Origin of the sequence: Oleiharenicola sp. Vm1 (assembly GCF_047777955.1) — a bacterium.
Taxonomy (GTDB): Bacteria; Verrucomicrobiota; Verrucomicrobiia; order Opitutales; family Opitutaceae; genus Didemnitutus.
In genome coordinates, this window is sequence record NZ_CP180537.1 from 2,524,778 (window position 1) to 2,548,957 (window position 24,180).

Genomic DNA, 24,180 nt, shown 5'->3' on the forward strand with positions numbered 1-24,180 from the left:
CTTTCATGAAATCCCCCGCCGCGTTCGTCCTGTCCCTTATGCTCGCCGTCCCCCTGTCCGCCCAATTCGACCTCGCCACGCCCCGGGCGCCCGTCGCCGCGAAGAAGCCGAAGGACGTGACCGTCCACGAGGACAAGCGCATCGACGACTACTTCTGGCTCCGCGAGAAGGACAACCCGGAGGTGAAGACCTACCTCGAGCAGGAAAACGCCTACACCGAGTCCGTCCTCGCCCCCGCCAAGGAGCTGCGCGCCGCGCTCTTCAAGGAAATGCGCGGCCGCATCAAGGAGGACGACACCGGCGCGAAGGTCCCCTTCCGCGGCTGGCTCTACTACACGCGCACGGAAAAGGATAAGCAGTATCCGATCTTCTGCCGCGTCGCCGACCGGCCCGGCGCCGCCGAGGAGGTGCTGCTCGACTTGAACCAGCTCGGCGAGGGCAAGCCCTACGTCGCCGTCGGCCATTACCGCGTCAGTGACGACGGCGCCCGCCTCGCCTACTCGATCGATTGGACCGGCTACCGCCAATACGAGGTCTTCGTCATGGACCTCGCCACCAAGCAGCTCGTGCCCCAGCAGATCGGCAAGGTGTCCGACCTCGAGTGGGGCGCGGGCCACGACGTCCTCTACTACGTCACCGAGAACGACGCCAAGCGCTCCGACAAGCTCCACCGCTGGACGCTGAGCACGGGCCGGCACGAGCTGCTGCGCACCGAGCCCGACGAACTCTACAACATCGACGTCAACAAGTCGCAGGACGGCCGCTGGCTGTTCAGCACCGCGGAGAGCAAGGTCACCTCCGAGGTCTTCGCGCTCCGCGCCGACGATGCGCAGGGCGCCTTCCGGTCCCTGCTCCCGCGCACCGAGAACGTGAAGGTCCAGGCCGAGCACCACGGCGACCGATTCTACTTCGTCACCAACCGCGACGCGAAGAACTACAAGGTCGTCTCGGCGCCCGAGGCGGAGCCCGCGCGATGGACCGACGTCATCCCGCACAACCCGGCGGTGAAGATCGAGGGCCTCACGCCCTTCGCCCGCTACCTGGTCGTCGAGGAGCGCGAGAACGGCCTGCCCCACCTGCGCGTCTACCACTTCGCCACCGGCGCGTCCTCCCGCCTCGAGATGCCCGAGCCCGCCTACGAGGTCTCCGGCAGCAGCAACTGGGAATACGACACCGACGAGTTCCGCTTCGAATACCAGTCGCTGGTGCGCCCGCGCTCGACCTTCGCCGCCAACCTCGCCACCGGCCAGCGCACGCTGGTGAAGCAGCAGGAGGTGCTCGGCGGCTTCGACCCGAAGAATTACCGCGCCGAGCGGGCCTGGGCCGTGATGCGCGACGGCGTGAAGGTGCCGCTCTCGATCGTCTATCGGGCCGACCTCGATCGCACGAAGCCGCAGCCGTTCTGGCTCTACGGCTACGGCTCCTACGGCATCAGCATGCCGATCACCTTCAGCGCCAACCGCCTCAGCCTGTTGGATCGCGGCGTGATCTTCGCCATCGCGCACATCCGCGGCGGCGGCGAGCTCGGCGAGGAGTGGCGCGAGGCCGGCCGCATGGAGAAGAAGATGACCACGTTCAACGATTTCGTGGACTGCGCCCAGTGGTTGGTGGACAACCGGTGGACCACCCCGCGCAGCTCGTCACCTCCGGCGGCAGCGCCGGCGGCCTGCTCATGGGCGCCGTGCTCAACCAGCGCCCCGACCTCTTCAAGGCCGCGCTGGTCGTCGTTCCCTTCGTCGACGTGCTCAACACCATGCTCGACGCCTCGCTCCCGCTCACGACCGAGGAATACGTCGAGTGGGGCAACCCGAACATCCGCGAGCAATACCTCTGGATGCGCGCCTACAGCCCCTACGACAACCTCAAGCCCGCCGCCTACCCCAACGTGCTCGTCAACGTCTCGTTCTACGACAGCCAGGTGCCGTATTGGGAGGGCGCCAAATACCTCGCCAAGCTCCGCACGCTCGACCACGCGAAGGGCAACGCCACGCTCCTCCACACCAACTTCGGCGCCGGCCACGGCGGCGCCTCCGGCCGTTACGACGCCCTGCACGACACCGCGCGCGACTACGCGTTCTTCCTCTCGGCGCTCGGTCTCACCTCCCCCGCCAAGGCCGCTGCCGCCCACTGACGCCCGCGCGGCCTGAAACCCGGCGACCCGCGGCTGCGCCCCGCCGCGGTCTCGCCCGCCCTCTCGCCCCATGAAAATTCTCCTGCCCCTTCTCGCGCTCGCCAGCGCTTCGCTCGCCCTCGCCCAAGCCCCCGTCGCGCCCGCTTCGTCCGCACTGCGGCCCTTCGGCCTCGTCATCCACGGCGGCGCCGGCGTGATCGAACGCCGGAACATGTCGCCCGATCTCGACGCCCAATACCGCGCCACGCTGCAGCAGGCGCTCGACGCCGGTTACGCCGTGCTCGACCGGGGTGGCACCGCGCTCGACGCCGTCGTGGCCGCGGTGACCGTGATGGAGGACTCGCCGCTCTTCAACGCCGGCAAGGGCGCCGTGTTCAACGCCGACGGCATCTGCGAGATGGACGCCTCGATCATGAACGGTGCCACGCTCCAGGCCGGCGCCGTCGCGGGCCTGCAGCACGTGCGCAACCCGCTGCACCTCGCCCGCGACGTGATGGAGAAATCCAAGCACGTCTTCCTCATCGGCGAAGGCGCGGAGAAATTCGCCTGGTCGCTCGGCTACGAGCGCACCCCGAACGAGTATTTCCAGACCGACTTCCGCCGGAAGCAGCTCGAGCGCGCCAAGCAACTGGAGTCGCGGAAGGACAACGGCACCGCCGCCCTGCCGGCCGACCTCGCCTCGCCCACCACCCGCGACGAGCGGCACTTCATCCACGAGCAGAAATACGGCACCGTCGGCTGCGTCGCGCTCGACCGGCAGGGCAACCTCGCCGCCGGCACCTCGACCGGCGGCATGACGAACAAGAAATTCGGCCGCGTCGGCGATGTGCCCGTGATCGGCGCCGGCACCTACGCCAACAACGCCACCTGCGCCATCAGCGCGACCGGCTGGGGCGAGTTCTTCATCCGCGCCACCGTCGCGCACGACATTTCGGCGCAGATGGAATACCAGGGCAAAGACATCCGCGCCGCGGCCGCCGCCACGCTCGCCAAGGTCGCCCAGCTCGGCGGCGACGGCGGGGTCATCGGCCTGGATGCCCGCGGCAACGTCATGACGGATTTCAACTCCGAGGGCATGTATCGCGCCTACCGCATCTCCGACCGGAAAACCGTCATCGCCATCTACGGCGACGAACCCCGCTGAGCCCGTCCCGCGCGTGAAGATCCTGGCCGTCTCCGGCAGCCTCCGGGCCGACTCGTCCAACACGCTGCTGCTGCGCGCCGCGGGCCGCCTCGCCCCGCCGGACTGCGCGGTCGAGCTCTTCGCCGGCCTCGGCGCGCTGCCGCACTTCAATCCCGACATCGAGGACCCGGCCCCCGCCGCCGTCGCGCACTGGAAAGCCGCGGTGGCCGGCGCCGACGGCCTGATCTTCAGCACGCCGGAATACGCGCACGGCATCCCCGGCTCGCTCAAGAACGCGCTCGATTGGCTGGTCGGCGGCGTGGAGATCGTGGGCAAGCCGGTCGTGCTGCTCAACGCCTCGCCGCTCTCGATCCACGCGCCGGCCGCGCTCGCGCAGGTCCTGCGCGCCATCTCCGCCGACGTGCTCGCCGGCGCGACCATCACCGTGAACCTCCGCGGCCGCCGCCCCGTCGGCTTCGCGCCCGAGGACGATCCCGCCTTCGCCGCCCCGATCCGCGATGGGCTCGCGGCCCTCGTGACCGCAATCCGCACTCGACGCGGCGCGCTCCGCCCGTGAAATAGGCCGCTTACCCCGCATGACCAAACGCGCCTTGCTCGACCAGCTCATCGCCCACCTCACTGCCGAGGTCGAGGCGATGACCAAAGCCGCCCTCGCCACCCACGCGGAGGCGACCGACGACGAGAACAAGGCCGAGGACAAATACGACACCCGCGGCCTCGAGGCCTCCTACCTCGCCCACGGCCAGTCGAAGGCCGCCGAGGAGGCGGCGCAGGCGGTGGCCCAGTTCCGCGCGCTGCCCGTCCGCGATTTCACCGCCGCCGACCCGATCGGGCTCGGCGCCCTCGTGGTGCTCGAGAGCAAGGGCGCGCAGTCCCGCTACTTCATCGGCCCGCGCGCCGGCGGCACGGAAGTCGAGATCGACGGCCAGTCAGTCATGGTGGTGACCCCGCAGTCGCCGCTCGGCCGCCAGCTCCTGGGCCGGAAACTGGGCGACGTGCTCCTGCTTGACGTCGGCGGCCGCAAGGCCGAAAGCCGCATCGCCGCGGTGCTGTAGTCAGGGTCGTTTGCCGGTATTCACCCTAACTTCGAGGGAGAGGAACGGCCTGGGGTGATTCTGCTATCTTCCACGGAGGCAACAGAGTAGCGTCCCGCGATTCCCTGGGGCTTATGGACGTCACCTCCCATAGGACCGAGGTGGATGCAGCGCGTCTGCTGGTCGATGCGGTGCATCGACTCTCGGTTTGTCGCACGAACGCGGAAATCATCGCGATCGTCACGCGCGCAACGCGACTCGGGACCGGCGCCGAGGGTGCCAGCTTCGTCCTGCCGGAGGACGGCCAATGCCACTACGTCGACGAGGACGCGATCGCTCCGCTCTGGAAAGGACGCCGCTTCCCGATGACGTCGTGCGTCAGCGGCTGGGCGATCCGGCATTGCGCCCGGGTGGTGATCCCCGACATCGCGAAGGATCCGCGCGTCCTGCCCGACATGTATCAACCCTCGTTCGTCCGCGCGCTGGTGGTGGTGCCGATCCGCAGCCGCGAGCCGTTCGGCGCCATCGCCGCCTACTGGGCGCAGCCGCAGGCGATCCCGACGCCGGTGGTCGATTGGTTGCAGGCGCTCGCGGACGCCGCCTGCGCCGGACTGGAGGCCGTGCGCGCGCATCAGGAGATCGAGCAACTGCGCCGCAACTCCAACCCGCCCATTCCGGCCGCGGACCGCACCGTGCGCATGTGTGCCTGGACGCGCCGCATCTGGCACAACGGCCAGTGGCTCACGATCGAGGCCTACTTGCACGATCGCTTCGGCTTGGATGTCACGCACGGCATGTCCGAGGACGCGAAGGAAAAGATGCTCGCCGACCTCGCGCCGCCCAAGCCGCAGAGCGCCTCGCCGTTCGCGGCGCACTGACGCTGGCCTCGGAAATTCTCCGCACCGCGGCTCGACCCGCACGCGCCGCACCATCGCGCGGACTTTGCCCTTGCGGGGCCGGGGGCGGGCGCTGAACTCGACAGCTTTTCCCGCATGTCCGTCTCTCCGGATCTCCCGAACCCCGATCACGTGCTCCGCCTCGCGGAGGAATTGAAGCTGAAGGTGCATCAGGTCGCCTCCACCGCCCAGTTGCTCAAGGGCGGCGCGACCGTCCCCTTCATCTCCCGCTACCGCAAGGAGGTCACCGGCGAGCTCGACGAGGTGCAGGTCACCGCCATCCGCGACGGCCTCGAGCGCATGGAGCAGGTCGACGCCCGCCGCGCCGCCATCATCGCCTCGCTCACCGAGCGCAACCTCCTCACCGACCAGCTCAAGGCCGCCCTCGGCGCCGCCGACACGCTCACGCAGCTCGAGGACATCTACCTGCCCTTCCGCCCGAAGAAGCGCACCCGCGCCACCATCGCCAAGGAAAAGGGTCTCGAGGCGCTCGCCGAGCTCATCTGGGCGCAGGATCCCGCCAGCGACGTCGCCGCCGCGGCCGCCGCGCTCGTCGGCCACGAATACACCCTCGACGACGGCAAGAACACCAAGGGCAAGATCGAGTCCGCCGACGAAGCGCTCGCCGGCGCACGCGACATCCTCGCCGAACGCATGAGCGACGACGCGGCCGTGCGCGAAAAGCTCCGCGGCGTCTACCGCGAGCAGGCCGTCGTCTCCTCGAAGGTCATGTATGGCAAGGAAGCCGAGGGCGCGAAGTTCAAGGACTACTTCGACTGGTCCGAGCCGCTCGCCAAGGCGCCCTCGCACCGCATCCTCGCCATGCGCCGCGGCGAGAACGAGTCGTTCCTCATCATGCGCATCACGCTGCCCGACGAACTTGCCGCCCAGGCCGTGGTCGAGCTGCACTTCGCCAAAAACACCTCGCCCGCCGCCGCGCAGGTCCGCCTCGCCGCGCAGGACGCCTTCAAGCGCCTGCTCGCGCCGGCGATGGAGACGGAGATGCGCATCGAGTCGAAGAAGCGCGCCGACGAGGCCGCGATCAAGGTCTTCGCCGAAAACCTCCGCGAGCTCCTCCTCGCCGCGCCGCTCGGCCAGCGCGCCGTCATGGCGATCGACCCGGGCTTCCGCACCGGCTGCAAGACCGTGCTGCTCGACCGCCAGGGCAAGCTGCTGCACAACGACGTCATCTTCCCCGACCGCTCGCCGGCCGAGGCCAAGGACAAGCTCAAGGGCTTCGTCGACTTCTTCAAGGTCGAGGCCATCGCCATCGGCAACGGCACCGCCGGCCGCGAGACCGAGGCGTTCGTCCGCGCCATCGGCCTGCCGGCGTCGATCCCGATCGTCATGGTCAACGAGTCGGGCGCATCGATCTATTCCGCCAGCGAAGTCGCCCGCGAAGAGTTCCCCGACCACGACCTCACCGTGCGCGGCGCCGTCTCCATCGGCCGCCGGCTCATGGACCCGCTCGCCGAGCTCGTGAAGCTCGACCCGAAATCCATCGGCGTCGGCCAATACCAGCACGACGTCGATCAGTCCGCGCTCAAGCGCTCGCTCGACGACCGCGTCGTCTCCTGCGTCAACGGCGTCGGCGTCGAGGTGAACACCGCCTCGAAGCAGCTCCTCTCCTACGTCTCCGGTCTCAACGCCGCCACCGCCGCCGCCATCGTCGCGCGCCGCAACGAAAAGGGAGCCTTCAAATCCCGCGCCGAACTCCTCGAGGTCCCGCGCCTCGGCCCGAAGGCCTTCGAGCAGGCCGCCGGCTTCCTCCGCATCCGCGACGCCGCCCACCCGCTCGACGCGAGCGCCGTGCACCCGGAGCGTTACGCGCTCGTTGAAAAAATGGCCGCTGACCTCGGCGCCACCGTCGCCGACCTCATGCGCGACGAAAAGCTCCGCAAGCGCATCAAGCTCGAGAGCTACGTCACCGCCGACGTCGGCCTGCCCACGCTCAAGGACATCCTCGCCGAACTCGCCAAGCCGGGCCGCGACCCGCGCGAGAAGTTCGAGGCCTTCAGCTTCCAGGAAGGCGTGAGCAAGCCCGAGGACCTCAAGCCCGGCATGAAGCTCCCGGGCATCGTGACCAACGTCACCGCGTTCGGCGCGTTCGTCGACGTCGGCGTCCACCAGGACGGCCTCGTCCACGTCTCGCAGCTGGCCGACTCCTTCGTCAAGGAACCCGCCGAGGTCGTGAAGCCCGGCCAGAAGGTCATGGTGACCGTCGTCGAGGTCGACCTGCCGCGCAACCGCATTGCCCTCTCGATGCGCAGCAACCCGCAACTCGGCCCGCGCACGCCTCAAGGCGCCGGCGGACGCCCGGGTGGCGGCAACGGTCCGCGCCCCGGCGGCGGTGGTTTCAACCGCGGACCGGCGCAGCTCCCGAAATCCAACCAATCGCTCAACAGCGACTGGTTCTCCGCCGCGCTGAACAAGAAGAAGTGAGCGGCTCCCGATGATCCCCTGGGTCGCCGCCACGTTGCTCTCGGCCTTCTTCCTCGGTCTCTACGACCTCGGGACGAAGCACGCCGTGCGCGACAACGCGGTGCTCCCGGTCCTCTTCTTCGCCAACCTCTGCAGCGCCACGGTCTGGGGCGTGCTCATGGCGCTCGATCGCGCCGGCGGCCCCGGCCTGCCGGCAATCCTGCACGTCACGCCGCTCACCGGCCTGCAGCACCTGCAGCTGCTGCTGAAGTCGCTCATCGTGGGCGCCTCGTGGGTCGGCAGCTATTTCGCGGTGAAACACCTGCCGGTCTCGCTCGCCTCGCCCATCCGCGCCACCGGGCCGATGTGGACGCTCTTCGGCGCGTTGCTCGTGCTGGCGGAACGGCCGTCGTGGCTCGAGATGCTGGGTGTGGCCATCACGCTGGTGTCGTTCGTCGGCCTGGCCTTCGCTGGCGCGCGCGAGGGCATCCACTTCCACCGCAACCGGTGGATCTGGCTCCTCGTCGCGGGCACGCTGCTCGGCGCCTGCTCCGGGCTCTACGACAAGTTCCTGCTCGGACGCCAGGGCTTCAACGCCGCGACCGTGCAGGCGTGGTTCGCCATTTACCTCGCGCTGCTCTTCCTCCCGCTCGCGCTGGGTTGGAAGCTCCGCCTCTGGCCGCGCAACGTCTTCCATTGGCGCTGGAGCATCCTCGTCATCTCGTTCGGCCTGCTCGCGGCGGATTTCCTCTACTTCGACGCGCTCCGCCATCCGGACGCGCTCGTCTCGCTCGTCTCCAGCCTGCGCCGCGGCAGCACCCTCGTCGCTTTCGCGGGCGGCATCTGGCTCTTCGGCGAGCGGCACGGCCGGCAAAACTCCCCGCCGTCCTCGGCGTCCTCGCCGGCATCGTGCTCACGCTGCTCGGGTGATGGCTGGTGCGGGCTCGGCCGTGTTCCGTCCTGCATGCGAACGGGGCGCGCGGGACGAAAGCCTCGTTCCGCCTCGTGGCCGCCCCGTCTTGCGCCTTGTGTTGCCGGACGCTTCGCGCAACGTCGCGCCATGTCCACCTCCGACCTGCAGATCGAAGTCCTCACCGCCGGCAGCGGCGCGGCGCCGAAGAAGGGCGACCTCGTCACCGTCCACTACACCGGCTGGCTGACCAACGGGCAGAAGTTCGACAGCTCGCGCGACCGCGACGAGCCGTTCACTTTCGCGCTCGGCCTGCGGCAGGTCATCGGCGGCTGGGACCAGGGCGTCGCCACCATGAAGGTCGGCGACAAGGTGAAACTCACCATCCCGCCCCACCTCGGCTACGGCGCGCGCGGCTTCCCCGGCGCCATCCCGCCCAACGCCACGCTCGTCTTCGAAGTCGAGCTGCTCCAGATCGGCTGACCATGGCCACCGAACCCAATCTCCGCGAGGTCGCCATCCGCGGCGCGCACATCGAACTCTCCCAGCTGCTGAAGTTCGGCGGGCTCGTCGCCACCGGCGGCGAGGCCAAGCAGGTCATCGGCGCCGGTCAGGTGCAGCTCAACGGTGCGGTGGAAACCCAGCGCGGCAAGAAGGTCGTGCCGGGCGACCGCGTGAGCTACGACGGTCAGACGCTGCTCGTGCGCGGCTCCTGATTTTCCGCCGCGAGCGGCTGCTTCAGGTAGTTCCGCCTCCGGGTGCCGCTCCGTCCGCGCGGCGCCGCCCGCTTCTCGGGTGCGCTGTAGGCCCGGCGACGATAGCCCGGCCGCTCCGGATCCGCCGCGCACTTCTGCTGGTAATCCTGCATGCGGGCGAAGACGTCGAGTAGCTGCGTCCGGTCCGGATAGGCATCGAGCCCACTGCGCTCGAGCGCCAGGAGCAGCTCGTGCGTCGCCTCCAGCGTCGAGAGGCATCCCTCCTGCGGCTGCTGCTTGATCACATAGCGGCTGGGCGCGGTCGGCGTGAACATCACGCGGGGCAGGCGCTGCAGGCTCGGACTGAGGCGCAGCATCTTCCGCGCTCCGGCCCAGGTTGCATCGAGGAGGAGGACGACCAGCCGCCGCGCCGCGAGCCGGCCGCGGAAATCCGCCAGCGCCTCCGCCCCCGCTGTCGAGAGATTCAACGCCTCCCGTCCGGGATAAAGCAGCACGCAGAGATTCGCCGGATCGGCGATCAGCTCCTGCACCGCCTCGTGGCGGTCGAACTCCAGCCCCATGTGCAGCTCGCTGTTCTCGAGACACAGGCGCGTCAGCCGGCCGGTCGCCGCCTTCTCCTGCTTGAATTCCTTCGGGTGCATCAGGAACACGAAGCGCGTCCGCGTCGCCATGGCGCGCAGCGTCGGACACCAGCACAGCGTCTTCGGCCAGAAACAGCGGTAGCACATCGCGCGACTCACGCGGCCAGCGAAGCCATCCCGCCCGGCGAGGCGATGCCGAAGTAAGCCTGTCCGCGGGAGTGTGATCTGAAGGTTTTACCCTAAATCCATCAGGAGTCGTGCCGATGATGTCGCCAATGGCCCCCCTCTCTCTTCGTGCGAAACTCGCGGGTAGCACCCTCATCCCCGCGACGGTTCTGGCTGCGCTCATCGTCGCGCTGGCGCTCTTCGCGAGCCAGGTCGAGACCACCGTCCGAACCGGCCGCGAACGCTCGCTCAAACTCGCGCTCCTCGCGAAGGAAATGCAGCTGCACACCTTCCAGGTGCAGCAGTTCCTCAGCGACGTCTCGGCCACGCGCGCGCAGGACGGGCTCGACGACGGCTTCAAGCAGGCGGCGGAGCACGCCGCGGCCTTTCGCGAAGGCGCGGCCAGCTGCCGCGCGCTTTTCGCCGCCGCCGGCGAGCAGGACTCCCAGGCGGAGCTCACCCAGCTTCTGGCCGCCTTCGACCGCTACTACGAGGTCGGCCAGGAAATGGCCCGGCGCTACGTCGCGGGCGGCCCGGCCGAGGGCAACAAGTTCATGCCCACCTTCGACGCGAAGGCGCAGGAGCTGGGCAAGGCGCTGGATCCGTTCGTGCAGCGCCACCTCGCCCAGATGTCCGATTCCCTCGACTCGATCTCCGCGCAGGTCCTCCACCTGCGCAATCTCGTGATCCTCGGCGGCATCGTCTCCGTCGTGGTGTCGCTGGCGTTCTTCCTCGCCACGCAGCGCTCGGTCATCCGGCCGCTCACCACCCTCGCCGCCGAGCTGCAGTCCAACGCCCACGAGACCGCCGCGGCCTCCTCGCAGCTGCAGGCCAGCGCGCAGTCCGTCGCCGAGGGCGCCTCCGAACAGTCCTCCTCGCTGGTGAATTCCAACAGCGCCTTCGACCACGTCGCCGTCATGACGCGCGAGAACGCCGCGCGCACGGGCAAGAGCAGCGCCTTGATCAAGGAGACGCGCCGCTCGGCCGACGAAGGCCAGGGCGACCTGCAGACGATGAGCCAGGCGATGGAGGAGATCCGCACCTCCAGCGAGGCGATCGGCGACATCATCAAGAGCATGGACGAGATCGCCTTTCAGACCAACATCCTCGCGCTCAACGCCGCCGTCGAGGCCGCGCGGGCCGGCGAGGCGGGCCTCGGCTTCGCCGTCGTGGCCGAGGAGGTGCGCAACCTCGCGCAGCGCAGCGCCGCCGCCGCCAAGGATTCCGCCGCCAAGATCACCGCGGCCACCGCCAAGTCCGTCGAGGGCAAGGCCATCTCCGACAAGGTCAACACCCGCATGGGCGACATCATCCAGAAGGTCCACGCGATCGACGACATCATGGGCGAGATCGTCTCCACCTCGCAGACGCGCAACGCGCGCATGCAGGAGCTCAAGCAGTCGATGGACGCGATGGAGCAGGTCACGCAGCAGAACGCCGCCGCCGCCGAGGAGAGCGCCAGCGCCGCCGTCGAGCTCCAGAGCCAGGCCGATTCGCTGCACCGCATCGTCAACCACCTCGAGTGCATCGTCACCGGTCATGTCGTCACGGCCGACTTCGACGACATTCCCCCGCTCGCCGCCGCGGCGACGCCAAAGCCGTCCGCGGCCGCGTCCCGGCCCGAGCCGGCGCTGGCCGGCCGCTGACGCCGCCTCTCCCGGCTTGTCTCTCCGGCGCGGACGCGTCGTGCTCGCACGATGTCCTCGCCGTCCCCGCTCCGCTCGCCCCGCTGCCCGGCCACCCGCCGGTCGACGCGGTGCTGGAGCGTTTCCTCGCGGCGATGGCAGAGCGCGGGCTCTCCCTCTATCCCGAGCAGGAGGAGGCCATCCTCGCGCTGTTCGACGGTCAGAACGTCATCCTCAACACGCCCACCGGCTCCGGCAAATCCCTCGTCGCGGCCGCGCTGCACTTCAAGGAGCTCTGCGCCGGCCGCCAGTCCGTCTACACCTGCCCGATCAAGGCGCTGGTGAACGAGAAGTTCCTCTCCCTCTGCCGCGACTTCGGCCCGGAGAACGTCGGCATGATGACCGGCGACGCCTCGGTGAATCCGCACGCGCCCGTCCTCTGCTGCACCGCCGAGATCCTGGCCAACATCGCCCTCGCCCGCGGCGACCGTGCGCCCATCGGCGCGGTCATCATGGACGAGTTCCACTACTACTCCGACGCCGAGCGCGGCTACGCCTGGCAGGTGCCGCTGCTCACGCTGCCGCAGGCGCGCTTCCTCCTCATGTCGGCGACGCTCGGCGCGACGGAGTTCTTCGAGCAGGAGATGACGAAGCTCACCGGCGCGCCCTCGCTCACCGTCCGCAGCGACCGCCGGCCCGTGCCGCTGAGCTTCGAGTATTCGGAGACGCCGCTGCCCGACAAGCTGGCCGACCTGCTCTCGCTCCAGCGCGCCCCGATCTACCTCGTGCACTTCACACAGCGCGCCGCCAGCGAGGCCGCGCAGGCACTGATGAGCCTCAACGTCTGTTCCAAGGAGGAGAAGGCCGCCCTCGCCACCGAGCTGGAGCGCGTGAAGTTCAACAGCCCCTACGGCCGCGACATGAAGCGCTGGCTGCGCCACGGCATCGGCGTCCACCACGCCGGCCTGCTGCCGAAGTATCGCATCCTGGTCGAACAGCTCGCCCAGAAGGGCCTGCTCAAGCTCATCTGCGGCACCGACACCCTCGGCGTCGGCATCAACGTCCCGATCCGCACCGTCGTCTTCACCCAGCTCTGGAAATACGACGGCAACAAGGCCGCCATCCTCAGCGTGCGCGACTTTCGCCAGGTCGCCGGCCGCGCCGGTCGCGCGGGCTACGACACCACCGGCTACGTCGTCGTGCAGGCGCCGGAGCACATCATCGCCAACAAGCAGGCCGAGGCCAAGGTCGCCGCCGATCCGGCGAAGAAAAGAAGCTCGTGAAGCAGGCCGCGCCCGAGGGCAGCGTCGGCTGGGACGCGAAGACCTTCGAGCGTCTCATGACCGCGCCGTCGGAGGAGCTGCAGTCGCGCTTCTCCATCGCGCACGGCATGCTGCTGCTCATGCTCGGGCGCGACACCGACGGCTGCCGCGCGCTGCAGCGGCTCGTCCGCGATTGCCACGAGACGACGACGAAGAAAAGCGCCCTGCGCCGCCGCGCCTGGCAGCTCTTCCGCGCCCTCGTCGACCGCAAGATCGTGGAAATCCTCCCGCGCGAAGCTCGCCCGCCGTCCGGCCGCAAGGTCCGCGTCAACGTCGAGCTGCAGGACGACTTCTCGCTCCACCAGGCGCTCTCGCTCTACCTGATCGACACGCTGCCGCAGCTCGACCGCGAGAGCCCCGACTACCCGTTCGACGTCCTCACGCTCTGCGAGGCGATCGTCGAGGACCCCGACCAGATTCTCCGCAAGCAGGTCGACCGCCTGAAGACGGAAAAGCTCAACGAGCTGAAGACCGCCGGCGTTCCCTACGACGAGCGCATGGCGCAGCTGGAGGAAATCACCGAGCACCCGAAGCCGAAGCGCGAGTTCCTCTACGACACCTTCAACGCCTTCGCCGCCGCGCATCCCTGGGTCGAGGGCGAGAACATCCGGCCGAAGTCGATCGCGCGCGAGATGTTCGAGCGCTACCTCTCCTTCGCCGACTACATCCGTGCCTACGGCCTCGAGCGCGGCGAGGGCCTGCTCCTCCGCCACCTCATGCAGACCTTCAAGGTCCTGTCGCAGACCGTGCCGGAGTCGTTCAAGACCGAGCCGGTGGTCGAGATGGAGGACTACTTCCGCGAACTCATCCGCGGCATCGACTCCAGCCTGCTCGAGGAATGGGAGCGCCTGCGCAACCCCGAGTTCGTTGCCGCCGACGCGGCCGACAAGCCCGCGCGTCCCTCCACCTTCGACGTTACGCGCGAGGCCGTGGCGTTCAAGCGCGCCATCCGCACCGCCGTGCTCGGCTTCCTTCAGGACGTCGCCGCGCGCGACTGGGAAGGCGCCGCCGCGCGTCTGGCCGAACCGGAAGCGTCGCCCGGCGCCACCGCCGAGGCCGCCCGCCTGGCCGAAGCCCGCCGCCTCGAGAAGGCCTTCGGCCCCTACTTCGAGGCGCGCGGCCGTTTCCGCCTCGATCCCGAGGGCCGCGCCGCCGTGAACACGCACTTCATCGACGACGCCGATCCGTGGGAGATCGCGCAGGTGCTGATCGATCCCGAGGGCGCGAACGACTGGGAGGTCGTCTTCACGCTCTCCGTCGTCGATTCGCGTGCCGCCGCCGCGCCGGTGCTGCGCTTCGACTCGGTCCACGCCATCGGCAGCTGAGCGCAAAGGCATTGGCGGACGCCGCCGGCCGCCATCAGACCCGTTCTAGTGCAGAACGGCACCGAGCAGGGGGAGACCGCGCCGGGCGGCAACGCCTTCGCGCCACGCGCCTCGTCCTCTTCGCCCGGGCAATATGGATCGAACGCACGCGCGCCGGACGGGATCGGGTCATCAGCCCGGCTTAAGGCCCGCGCCCCGAAGTTATCACGCACGCCTCTGAGCAAGGGGCGCGTGGGAATTGCCTTTGACCGGCCTGTGCGCGCCGGCCTAGCTTTTCGCTTCCTTTCTCCACCACCATGTCCGCCCCGAAGCCGACCATCATCTACACGAAGACCGACGAAGCGCCCGCGCTCGCCACCTACTCGCTGCTGCCGATCGTGCAGGCGTTCACCAAGCACGCCGGCATCGCCGTCGAGACGCGCGACATCTCCCTCGCCGGCCGCATCCTCGCCGTCTTCCCCGAGTTCCTGACCGAGTCGCAGCGCATCGGCGACCACCTCGCCGAACTCGGCGCCCTCACGCTCAAGCCCGAGGCGAACATCATCAAGCTCCCGAACATCTCCGCCTCCGTCCCGCAGCTCAAGGAGGCCATCGCCGAACTCCAGGCCCACGGCTACAAGGTTCCCGATTATCCCGAGGTCGCTAAGACCGACGCCGAGAAGGATATCAAGGCGCGCTACGACAAGGTGAAGGGCTCCGCCGTCAACCCGGTCCTCCGCGAGGGCAACTCCGACCGCCGCGCGCCGAAGGCCGTGAAGGATTACGCGAAGAAGCACCCGCACTCCATGGGCAAGTGGTCGCCGGACTCGAAGACCTCCGTCGCCACCATGGGTAAGGACGATTTCTTCGCCAACGAGAAGTCCGTCACGCTCGCCGCCGCCACGACCGCGAAGATCGAGTTCGTCGCCGCCGACGGCACCGTGAAGGTCCTTCTCCCGAAGCTCGCGCTCAAGGCCGGCGAGATCCTCGACGGCACCGTCATGCGCAAGGCCGCGCTGGTCGCCTTCTACGAGCAGCAGATCGCCAAGGCCAAGGCCGACGGCGTCCTCTTCTCGCTCCACCTCAAGGCCACGATGATGAAGGTCTCCGACCCCGTCCTCTTCGGCCACTGCGTCCGCGTGTTCTTCAAGGATCTCCTCGCGAAACACGCCGCGACCTTCGCCGAACTCGGCGTCGACCTGAACAACGGCTTCGGCGACCTCGTCGAGAAACTCCAGAAGCTCCCCGCCGACAAGAAGGCCGCGATCGAGGCCGACATCCAGGCCGCCTACGCCGCCGGCCCGCAGGTCGCCATGGTCAACTCCGACCAGGGCATCACCAATCTCCACGTCCCGTCCGACGTCATCATCGACGCCTCCATGCCCGCGATGATCCGCGCCGGCGGCAAGATGTATGACCGCGCCGGCAAGCTCGCCGACGCGCTCTGCGTCATCCCCGACAGCGCCTACGCCGGCGTCTACGCCGCCACGATCGACTTCTGCAAGAAGAACGGCGCGCTCGACCCGAAGACGATGGGCTCCGTCCCGAACGTCGGCCTCATGGCGCAAGCCGCCGAGGAATACGGTTCGCACAACAAGACCTTCGTCGCCCCCGGCGCCGGCACCATCCGCGTCGTCGACGAAGCCGGCAAGGAGCTGCTTGCCCACTCCGTCGCCGAAGGCGACATCTGGCGCGCCTGCCAGACCAAGGACGCCCCGGTGCAGGACTGGGTGAAGCTCGCCGTCAGCCGCGCCCGTCTCAGCCACACGCCCGCCGTGTTCTGGCTCGATCAGGCCCGCGCGCACGACGCCCAGCTCATCGCCAAGGTCGAAAAGTATCTCAAGAACCACGACACGACCGGCCTCGACCTCCGCATCCTCCCGCCCGCCGAGGCGTGCCAATTCTCCCTCGAGCGCATCGTCAAGGGCCTCGACACGATCAGCGTCACCGGCAACGTCCTCCGCGACTACCTCACCGACCTCTTCCCGATCCTCGAGGTCGGCACCAGCGCCAAGATGCTCTCGATCGTCCCGCTCATGAACGGCGGCGGCCTCTTCGAGACCGGCGCCGGCGGCTCCGCGCCGAAGCACGTCGAGCAGTTCCAGCAGGAGAATTACCTGCGTTGGGACAGCCTCGGCGAGTTCTTCGCCCTCGCCGCCTCGTTCGAGCACCTGAGCATCGTCGCCTCGCACAAGAAGGCCAAGGTCCTCGCCGACACGCTCGACGCCGCCAACGGCAAGTTCCTCGAGAACGACAAGTCGCCCGGCCGCAAGCTCGGCACGATCGACAACCGCGGCAGCCATTTCTACCTCGCGCTCTACTGGGCCGAGGCGCTGTCGACCCAGCACGTCGACGAAGAGCTGCACCGCCTCTTCCTCCCGCTCTACGCCGAACTCGCCGCCAACGAGAAGCAGATCGTGGCCGAACTCCTCGCCGTCCAGGGCAAGCCGGCCGACGTCGGCGGCTACTACCAGCCCGACGACGCCAAGGCCGCCGCCGCCCTGCGCCCGTCGAAGACGTTCAACAGCATCCTGGCGCAGCTCTGATCTTCGCCGGCCCCCGGGGCGCTCCTGCGTCCCGGGGCCGCTTTCCCGCCGCGCGGTCTCCCGCCCGCGGCTTTGGCCGGCATCCGTGAAAATCATTCCCCTGCACCTTCACGGCGGCGGACGGCTGTGCGTGCATGGGCCGCTCTCCGCCCGACGCATCCTGCTGCTCCTGAGCCGCGATCAATTCCTGCGCGACGACGCCCTGATGGCCCGGCTCACCGCCGCGTTCGGCAGCGATGACCTCGCGATCGTCCGCTACGAATCAGAAGTCGCCGTCACCACGCGGCTCATCTACCGCCCGGCCTTCGAGCGCCTGCCCCTCTTCCTGCGGCAACTCGCCCAGGCGACCCTGCTGTTGGCTTATCCGACCCGCTGGCGCCACTTCGTCCCCGCCTTCCGTCGCCGGCAGGGGGAGATCGATTACCGCGTCCGCGCCTTGCGCGAACTGGTTGCCTGGCTCGGTCCGGACAAGGAGATCATCGTCCTTGGCCGCTCCGCCGGCGCCCGCGTCGCCTCGCTGGTCGCGGACGAGCTGCGCTTCCACCGCCTGATCTGTCTCGCCTACCCCTTCGAGCATCCGCAGGAAGGGCCCAATCCCGCCCGTTATGCCCACCTGGCCGCGCTGCAGACGCCCTGCCTGATCCTGCAGGGCGTGCGCGACACCTACGGCAGCAATCCGGTGGCGACGCGCTACCCCTCGGTCCGCGCACGAAGCTCGAGTGGGTCGACACCGACCACCACTACCTGCTGAGCGACGACGACTGGCCGCCCCTCCTCGCCCGCATCGCCGAATTCATCGCCCCCGATTCCGAACGCGCGGGAACGCATCCCCCGCCGTGAAGTCCCGCGCGCGACCGCGGCCGGCCCGGCTACTTTTCTTCGTCTTTGATCACCACCTTCAGGATGCCTTCGTAGTGCCCGCCGAAGCCGGTGTTGTGGGTTGCGAACGAGGGCGCGGGAAGAACTCCGGTCATGCTATAGGTCATGAAATCCATCCTTTGTGATACTCGCTCAGGAGTGGTGTAGATCACGACGTAGGCTGCAACCGCCGGAATAGGTTCCGAAACCTGGATATGTTCGCTCAGCCCGTTCACGATCTTGAATTCGGGCGTCCTTCGACTGTCGACCAGTGCACCGGTCGAATCGAGAAAGCGCAGCGCAGGGACAAAGAGTGTAGTGGGAAAATCCTTGCTGTAATAGCTACTGATCTCGAGACGACGCTGGCGTGAGGAGGATGGAAGCAAAATGGTCCTGAAGTAAGACGGTCCTTCCTCAAATCGAAAGAAGGGGCCGCCCCGCCAGAGCGAGAAACGCTTGCGCGCCTCCTCTGGACTCATCGCGCCGACGCTTAAGGACGCCACCGGTGCGCGGCTCGCAAAGTCATCGGCGACAATCTTCGACTTATCATAGGCCGTGCCTGACGCGGTGTCTGAAACGACAACGGCCGATCCGCATCCAGACAGCAGCGTGCAAAAGAACGCTAGTGCGAGCGAGGTGACTTTCATCAGGTGAACTTTTGCGCGACTGAAGCCAACAAGGCGATACTTCGCTCTCCGGCTAGGAAGCAGGATCGAACCCGAAGACACGCAGCTCTTGCGGGCAGCGACAGGCCTTCGCGATGCGTGCGGCCCAGGCGACCGCTTCGTCGCGCGAGGGCAGTTCGAGCACGGTGAAACCGCCGTTGAGGGGCGGCGCCCAGGGGTAACCGCCGGCGGTGACCGCACCATCCGACGACACCAGGACGGGTGGCACCGTTTCGTCGATGCCGCCGCCGAAGACATAAACGCCGGCGGCTTTGGCCTCCTCGATCACGGCGCGAGCGTCTTGCCCCACCGCCTCCAACTCGCCATCGGGCACAACCATCGCCGCACTCGGAAAGGAGATCAGATACTTGGCCATGACATCTTTCTGGGAGAGTTTAGGGGGAACGTCTGCACTTTTTTGCCGAACGTCACAGATGAGCCACAACTACGGCTGGTGTGGCTCCTGCGCAGCAGGAGACGTGACAGACGTGGTCGTTGGTTCTGACGCCTTGTTCGGCTCTTTCTTGGGAAGCTTGGTATCGAGGTATGCTTCAAACCGTGAATCAAACATGCCCCGATTGTCTTCATGGACGTCATGGAGCAGCGGATGACGAATCACGTCAGCAATCCACGGTCTCCAATATTCCCATTCGTGCTCCGATATCCAACCATCCTTCCACATAACGAAAACTCGCTCAAACAACTCATACAAGAGCTCGAAATAGGCATATACCTTTTTCTCAGCGGGTGAATAGGTTCCCCATCGAACAAAACGACTCTGCCCATCCTTCTGAAGGGAATCATAAACTGCTTCGTGCGTCCCAGCGCGAATTAAGAGGCGCAACGACTCAGTGAAATCCGTTTGTGCTTTAAGGTATTCCGCATCGCGTGCCGACTTATCCTGCGCGCGTAATTGTCGCTGAAGAAGGTAAAGCTGACGCCACAATACAACCAGCGTAATTAGGTAAATAAGCGCCTGGACCCACGCTGCAGTGGCGGATGAGTGAGCGACGTCGGAGAACATAAATTTTGCCGAACGTCAGCAGTCAGACACGACGGGGAGCACCAGCTCCCCGGATTGGCTGTAGCGTCTTCGTCCATTCTGGCTGCTTTCGGGAGGTCCGAACCACTCCCAATCTCTTAACACCGATTGGAAGTATTCTCTCTTAAAGCTAGCGAAACCGATGCTGCTGACGACTGACCATGCATAGCCATCTGCATCCGCTACCCTCTTCTCTTCCTGAGAACCACACTTCGACTCGAATATCAGTAGCGTCCCCTTCGGACCGCCAAAATCCGGCACATGCCCGAGATACTTCACCCTCCTGCTGGCTCTCTCGATTGTGATTCGGGGGACGAATCTGAAACCAAGCTGCGCCGCAGCCTCAATCCACGCCTGCCTGATTCGAAGAGATGTTACGGGGTTCATCGATGTTTGCCCAGCGATTCAGCTCAGCCAGGCCCGTCGAGCGGGCAAGCCGTCTGGTTTGAATGACTGGGCCATGTTGAGCGGAGATGGCATCGGCGATTCAGGTGAGATCAATGGCGCTGTTGCTCTCGCGCCTGGATGGGTGCTTCAGAATAGGCGCCAGCCGGAATGGGAGACGACTTGCCCGGTGTAGAGAAGGAAAACCCATACGAGAGCTACACCTGCGGGAATGAAGACAGAAATAGCATAAACGAGGGGCACGCGACCGGAACTCTTCTTTCTCTTCTTGGCCACGAGCGCGGCAAACGTTGCGATTACGGCCAAGCCAAAGAACACCCCGTAGACGACATCGGTGCCCAGAGATGTGCCGTAGCCGCCGTTCCGCCTCGCAACAACAGCCGCATAGACCGCAAACGGAATGGATACCAGACACGCCGAGATTGGTGCCAGTGCGCTATTCATCTTTCGCCCAACAGTGTTATTCAGGTTCAGTGAAAACCTCACTGTGGGGTGGCCCGTGAGCGTGAGGCTGAGGCAAAGCGGCGGGGGCTCAAGACTGTTGTGGAAAGAGCGCCGGTTTCGGTGGCTTAGCGGTGAGCCGACAAAAACTTCCCCTCTTTACCGGGACCGTTTTAGACGATGGACGGCCCCTCTCCTCTTCGGTGTGGAAAGCGTTGCTGGCGCATGCCGGGCTCCGATCGAGCGGGTCGGAAGCACACTGGCCGGGCTGTTCCTCGCGCCGCGTTGGCTCCGGTCCAAAAAACGCGCCCCGCCGGTTGGGGCGGGGCGCGGGCATGCGTGCGGCGGGGCGATCAGCTCTTCTCCGGCGGCTTCGCCTTCCGGGAGGAGCTGGCGCGCTCGCTGCGACGCGTGCCGCCGGCCTGTTCGTATTGCGTCGAATCGGGACCGTAGACGGCCTTGAACCCGGCCCGGGCCCGCGTCACCAGCTCGTTCAGCGCAGCGAGACTCCCGTCGCGCTTGTTGAGCAGGGCCGCGAGTTCGGTCCGCGTCTTCTCCACCTCGGCATCGGCGGACGCGAGCGCGTCGCGAGCCTCGGTGAACATGGTCAGCGTGATCGTCCCCAGCTTGAAGTCCGGGTTCGATGTCCAGGTATCGACGATGCGGTCGGCATCGGTGAGCACGTCGTTGGTTGAACGTGTCGGCATGGAGGTTCCTTTGGGTTTGGGGTTATTGCCGATTTGGCGGCTCCACGGAATGAAACCCGGCGCCGCCGGTAAACCGCGCCGTCTCATCCAAAAAGATGGTTTTTTGGGCGTGCAATTTCCCCGGAGGTCTATCTCCGCCCCGGCTCGCGGTCCGCCATTGGTGTCGCGCGCCGTGCCGTGGCGGGACCGCGGCCGCAGCGGGCTCCGCCGCTCCGCCCGCGACTCCCGGCGCGTCGGCGTCCCCTCCGCTGGCGTCGGCCCGCGCTTCCGCCTTCGCCGGGTTTGGCTTCGGCGCGGGGCGACGCTTTTCCTGCGCGTTCCCCTCTCCCGGCTCGCGCTCCCTGGTTGCCGGCTCGCAGATCCCCGTCTCCACGGCCGGACGGGATTTCGGCCGGCGGCGGCCGGATTTACCCGGAACGCGTTCCGATCCGCGGCGGTCGCGCGCCCACCTGGCCTCAGCGGCTCGGGCCGGTTTCCGGGGCCAGCGGGGCGAAGACGAAACGCAGGCCGCGCACGTAGGATTCGAATTGCATGCCGGAGTGCCGCTCGCCCTCGATGATCCGGAACTGATACGCGAGACCGGCCGGCAGGTGGGCGCGAAGGTGCGCGTCGAAGCGCTTCACGCCGCCGAGAAAACCGGGCGACTCGTCACCACCCCCGCTCACGAAAAGCCGCACCGGCAGCGGATGCCGGGCGGCGGCGGATTTCTCCGCGTAGCCGAGCAGCCAGTCGTCGCCCACGACCACCGCCGGCGAGGCGGCGATGTAGCCGGTGAAGAGCTCCGGCTTCGTGTAGAGCGTGTAGAGGGTGAAGAGTCCGCCGAGCGACGCCCCGGCGAGCACGCGGTGCGCAGGATCGGTGCGATACTCGCGCTCGACGAACGGGATGATCTCCGTCTCGAGCCTCTGCAGGAACTCGGCCGCATGGCCCGAGGCCGCCGCCTCGGCCCCGCTGCCCAGCGGCACCGGCGAAAGCTCCCACCGGCGCAGGCGGTCGTAGTCGAGCTTCTCTCCCGCGTAGCCGAGCCCGACGATGATGAACTCGGGCACGACGCGGTCGTAGGTCAGCGAGCCGCGGATGGCGTCGATCTTCTGGAAATCCCAGTAGGCGTCGGTGACGAACACCACGGGGTAGCGCCGCGTGGTGTTTTCGCGATAGCTGCCGGGCAGGCCGACGTGCAGCTGGTAGGTGCGGCCGTGCGCGTTGGTGGGCAAGGCGCGAAGCTCGGAATTGGGGATGACGTGTAGCGGGAACTCGGCCGCTTCCGCGGCGCTGACGCCCGCGACCACGAGGGCCGAGGCCAGGATGAGCGAACGGGGGACGGATTTCATGACGGGAGCAACCTAGGCCGCCGCGGCACGCCCGGCGGCTAAAACGGCAGGCTAACAGTCGAGCGCGGCACGGTCAAATCCGCCTCTCCCGCGCCCGGCGGACTCCGCTCAGCCCTCCAGGCATTCGTCCGGGAAAGCCGCCTCGCGGCGTTGCCAGCGGATAGCGCACAGGCTGTCGGTGAGCGCGGCGTGCAGCGCGGAGCCGAAATCGTAGGCGCGGTCGTCGAATCCCTCCGCCTCCACGGCCTGGTCGATGCCGAGCATGACGGCGAACATCCGGCCGCGGACGCCGCGCACATGCACGTCGATGGCCTCGTTGCCCTGCTCCAGGTTGGTGCGGCAGGCGGCGGCATCGTTGCTGTGGTGCGCGCGGCAGGCTTCCGGCCGGGCCGTGTAGATCGAGCAATTGCCGCCGCGCAGGAGCACGCAGGGCGTGCGCGGCGGGGCGGCCTCCGCCGGATCCCGGGCCACGAATGCCGCCCGATGCCGCGCCGCGCGGGCGATCAGGGTCTCGAGCTCCGCCGGCGAAAAATGCCGCTGCACGTGTTCGGCGGCGATCAGCACCTCGTGCGCCTGCACGGCGACGCGCTCGTGGCAGCAGGTGTCGCAGCCCGCGCGGCATGCCACGCTCGCCCGCGCGGCGGCCGGCGCCGAGTCGAACGCGCGGTCGAAGCGTTCGAACGCGGCCGCGACCGTCGCGAGCGCCTGGCCGGAGTCGCGAGTCTCCGCCAGTTTTCGCTGCACCGCGTCCGCGGTCGCGAAAAACAGCTTCTCCTCCGCAGGGGTGAATCCGGCTCCCATGCCTCCACGCAATCCGGTTCCGGCGAAACGTCACGCTCCGACTCGGCCCGGTCCCGAAAAACCTCCGCCGGGTCGTCGCACCGGAATTGCGGCGGGACGGTCCCCTCGCCTTGCTCGTTCGGTCCGCGCTGCGGCCACACCATGAGGATCGAGATCATCCCTGCCCTTTCGGCCGACGACGTCGCGTGCGTGCGCACGCTGTTCGCGGAGTATGCGGCGACGCTCGGCGTCGACCTGGGCTACCAGGGTTTCGCCGCGGAACTCGCCGGATTGCCCGGCGCCTACGCCCCGCCCGGCGGACGGCTGCTGCTCGCGCGGGTCGACGGTGCGCCGGCCGGATGCGTGGCGCTGCGGCCGCGCGACGCGACGACCTGCGAGATGAAGCGCCTCTATGTGCGTCCCGACCGGCAGGGACTGGGCCTCGGTCGCCGCCTAGCCGAGCAGCTGATCGCCGAGGCGCGTCGCGCCGGCTATGCGACCATGCTACTCGACACGCTGCCCTCGATGCACGGCGCCCAGCAGCTCTACGCCAAGCTGGGCTTTGTCCGGCGCGAGCCCTACTTCGCGTCGCCCGTCGCCGGCAATGTCTTCATGGAGCTGCGGCTCGCGGCGCCGGACCCGGCCGGTTGAACCGGGAGCCGTCCCGCACCGGCCCGTCGCGCCAGGCGAGCGTCACTGCGGGATGTCGGGCTCGACGAGCGCGGCGAGCTGGCCGAGCGACTCCTGCCAGCCGAGGTAGCACATCTCGGCGGGGATCACCGCCGGGATGCCGGCCTGTTCGATGCTCACCTCGGTCCCACAGAGGACCTTTTTGAGCAGCACGGTGACGCTGATCTCCCCGGGGAGATTGGGATCGTCGAACTTGTCCGTGTAGCGCAGGCGCTCGTGCGGCACGAGTTCGAGGTAGCGGCCGCCGAAGGAGTGCGCCTTGCCGGTGGTGAAGTTCGTGAACGACATGCGGAACGTGCCGCCGACCGTCGGCTCGAGGTGATGCATGCGGCCGGTGAATCCATGCGGCGGCAGCCATTTGCACATCGCGTCGGCATCGAGGAAGGCGCGGTAGATTTTTTCGGGCGTCGAACGGAGGACGCGGTGGAGGCGGATGGTATGCGTGGACATGGCGGTGGACGGGTTG

At 67.7% G+C, this 24,180-nt stretch carries 20 protein-coding genes and 2 pseudogenes; 13 read left to right on the forward strand and 9 right to left on the reverse strand.

Annotated elements, in window-relative coordinates; all coding sequences use genetic code 11:
* The first annotated feature begins 38 nt into the window (after positions 1–38).
* The 8 genes and pseudogenes from ACMYLB_RS12505 to ACMYLB_RS12540 all read left to right on the forward strand — a co-directional run bounded on the left by ACMYLB_RS12505 (position 39) and on the right by ACMYLB_RS12540 (position 9,252).
* Positions 39–2,131, forward strand: a pseudogene (locus tag ACMYLB_RS12505) (S9 family peptidase).
* A gap of 70 nt (positions 2,132–2,201) precedes the next feature.
* On the forward strand, positions 2,202–3,275 hold the full coding sequence (locus tag ACMYLB_RS12510; protein WP_415907336.1) for an isoaspartyl peptidase/L-asparaginase family protein: 1,074 nt from the start codon (positions 2,202–2,204) through the stop codon (positions 3,273–3,275).
* Positions 3,276–3,288: 13 nt separating this feature from the next.
* Positions 3,289–3,831 (forward strand): NADPH-dependent FMN reductase, encoded by a 543-nt coding sequence (locus ACMYLB_RS12515; protein ID WP_415907337.1) that lies wholly within the window; start codon positions 3,289–3,291, stop codon positions 3,829–3,831.
* A gap of 19 nt (positions 3,832–3,850) precedes the next feature.
* Positions 3,851–4,330 carry a transcription elongation factor GreAB gene (locus ACMYLB_RS12520; RefSeq protein WP_415907338.1) on the forward strand — a complete coding sequence of 160 codons (480 nt, stop codon included), beginning with the start codon at positions 3,851–3,853 and terminating at the stop codon, positions 4,328–4,330.
* Between the two features lie 113 nt (positions 4,331–4,443).
* On the forward strand, positions 4,444–5,187 hold the full coding sequence (locus ACMYLB_RS12525; protein WP_415907339.1) for a GAF domain-containing protein: 744 nt from the start codon (positions 4,444–4,446) through the stop codon (positions 5,185–5,187).
* Between the two features lie 114 nt (positions 5,188–5,301).
* A complete protein-coding gene (locus ACMYLB_RS12530; protein ID WP_415907340.1) occupies positions 5,302–7,647 on the forward strand; it encodes a Tex family protein in 2,346 nt (781 codons plus the stop codon).
* 10 nt (positions 7,648–7,657) lie between these two features.
* Positions 7,658–9,019, forward strand: a complete 1,362-nt coding sequence (locus tag ACMYLB_RS12535) for an FKBP-type peptidyl-prolyl cis-trans isomerase (protein ID WP_415907341.1) — start codon at positions 7,658–7,660, stop codon at positions 9,017–9,019.
* Positions 9,020–9,021: 2 nt separating this feature from the next.
* Positions 9,022–9,252, forward strand: coding sequence for an RNA-binding S4 domain-containing protein (locus ACMYLB_RS12540; RefSeq protein WP_415907343.1), 231 nt, complete (start codon positions 9,022–9,024; stop codon positions 9,250–9,252).
* Here ACMYLB_RS12540 and ACMYLB_RS12545 read toward each other — a convergent pair.
* Positions 9,225–9,992 (reverse strand): tRNA-uridine aminocarboxypropyltransferase, encoded by a 768-nt coding sequence (locus ACMYLB_RS12545; protein WP_415907344.1) that lies wholly within the window; start codon positions 9,990–9,992, stop codon positions 9,225–9,227. The two genes, ACMYLB_RS12540 and ACMYLB_RS12545, sit on opposite strands and share 28 nt — an antisense overlap.
* A 116-nt stretch (positions 9,993–10,108) precedes the next feature.
* Between ACMYLB_RS12545 and ACMYLB_RS12550 the strand changes: the two genes are divergently transcribed.
* The 4 genes and pseudogenes from ACMYLB_RS12550 (at position 10,109) to ACMYLB_RS12565 (ending at position 17,546) form a co-directional block, all read left to right on the forward strand.
* Positions 10,109–11,644, forward strand: coding sequence for a methyl-accepting chemotaxis protein (locus ACMYLB_RS12550; protein WP_415907345.1), 1,536 nt, complete (start codon positions 10,109–10,111; stop codon positions 11,642–11,644).
* 83 nt (positions 11,645–11,727) lie between these two features.
* Positions 11,728–14,270 (forward strand): annotated as a pseudogene (locus tag ACMYLB_RS12555) (DEAD/DEAH box helicase).
* Between the two features lie 296 nt (positions 14,271–14,566).
* Positions 14,567–16,795 carry an NADP-dependent isocitrate dehydrogenase gene (locus tag ACMYLB_RS12560; protein WP_415907346.1) on the forward strand — a complete coding sequence of 743 codons (2,229 nt, stop codon included), beginning with the start codon at positions 14,567–14,569 and terminating at the stop codon, positions 16,793–16,795.
* Positions 16,796–16,880: 85 nt separating this feature from the next.
* Positions 16,881–17,546 (forward strand): alpha/beta family hydrolase, encoded by a 666-nt coding sequence (locus tag ACMYLB_RS12565; protein ID WP_415907347.1) that lies wholly within the window; start codon positions 16,881–16,883, stop codon positions 17,544–17,546.
* A gap of 118 nt (positions 17,547–17,664) precedes the next feature.
* On the opposite strand, the gene ACMYLB_RS12570 is transcribed toward ACMYLB_RS12565, so the two are convergent.
* The 7 genes from ACMYLB_RS12570 to ACMYLB_RS12600 form a co-directional block, all read right to left on the reverse strand.
* Entirely contained in the window at positions 17,665–18,300 is a 636-nt protein-coding gene (locus ACMYLB_RS12570) for a hypothetical protein (protein ID WP_415907348.1), read from the reverse strand.
* Between the two features lie 52 nt (positions 18,301–18,352).
* Positions 18,353–18,694 carry a YciI family protein gene (locus ACMYLB_RS12575; RefSeq protein ID WP_415907349.1) on the reverse strand — a complete coding sequence of 114 codons (342 nt, stop codon included), beginning with the start codon at positions 18,692–18,694 and terminating at the stop codon, positions 18,353–18,355.
* 69 nt (positions 18,695–18,763) lie between these two features.
* Entirely contained in the window at positions 18,764–19,342 is a 579-nt protein-coding gene (locus tag ACMYLB_RS12580; protein ID WP_415907350.1) for a hypothetical protein, read from the reverse strand.
* A gap of 552 nt (positions 19,343–19,894) precedes the next feature.
* Positions 19,895–20,209, reverse strand: coding sequence for a hypothetical protein (locus ACMYLB_RS12585; protein WP_415907351.1), 315 nt, complete (start codon positions 20,207–20,209; stop codon positions 19,895–19,897).
* Between the two features lie 350 nt (positions 20,210–20,559).
* Complete coding sequence (locus tag ACMYLB_RS12590; RefSeq protein WP_415907352.1) at positions 20,560–20,913, reverse strand: hypothetical protein; 354 nt, start codon at positions 20,911–20,913, stop codon at positions 20,560–20,562.
* A gap of 455 nt (positions 20,914–21,368) precedes the next feature.
* Positions 21,369–22,244: an alpha/beta hydrolase gene (locus ACMYLB_RS12595; protein ID WP_415907353.1), complete on the reverse strand. Its 876-nt coding sequence runs from the start codon at positions 22,242–22,244 to the stop codon at positions 21,369–21,371.
* 108 nt (positions 22,245–22,352) lie between these two features.
* The gene (locus ACMYLB_RS12600) at positions 22,353–23,045 is read right to left on the reverse strand and encodes a YkgJ family cysteine cluster protein (protein WP_415907354.1); all 693 of its coding nucleotides are present in this window, start codon (positions 23,043–23,045) and stop codon (positions 22,353–22,355) included.
* A 141-nt stretch (positions 23,046–23,186) separates the two neighbouring features.
* On the opposite strand from ACMYLB_RS12600, the gene ACMYLB_RS12605 reads away from it, so the two are divergent.
* The gene (locus ACMYLB_RS12605; protein WP_415907355.1) at positions 23,187–23,675 is read left to right on the forward strand and encodes a GNAT family N-acetyltransferase; all 489 of its coding nucleotides are present in this window, start codon (positions 23,187–23,189) and stop codon (positions 23,673–23,675) included.
* A 42-nt stretch (positions 23,676–23,717) separates the two neighbouring features.
* On the opposite strand, the gene ACMYLB_RS12610 is transcribed toward ACMYLB_RS12605, so the two are convergent.
* A complete protein-coding gene (locus tag ACMYLB_RS12610) occupies positions 23,718–24,164 on the reverse strand; it encodes an SRPBCC family protein (protein WP_415907356.1) in 447 nt (148 codons plus the stop codon).
* Positions 24,165–24,180: the final 16 nt, after the last annotated feature.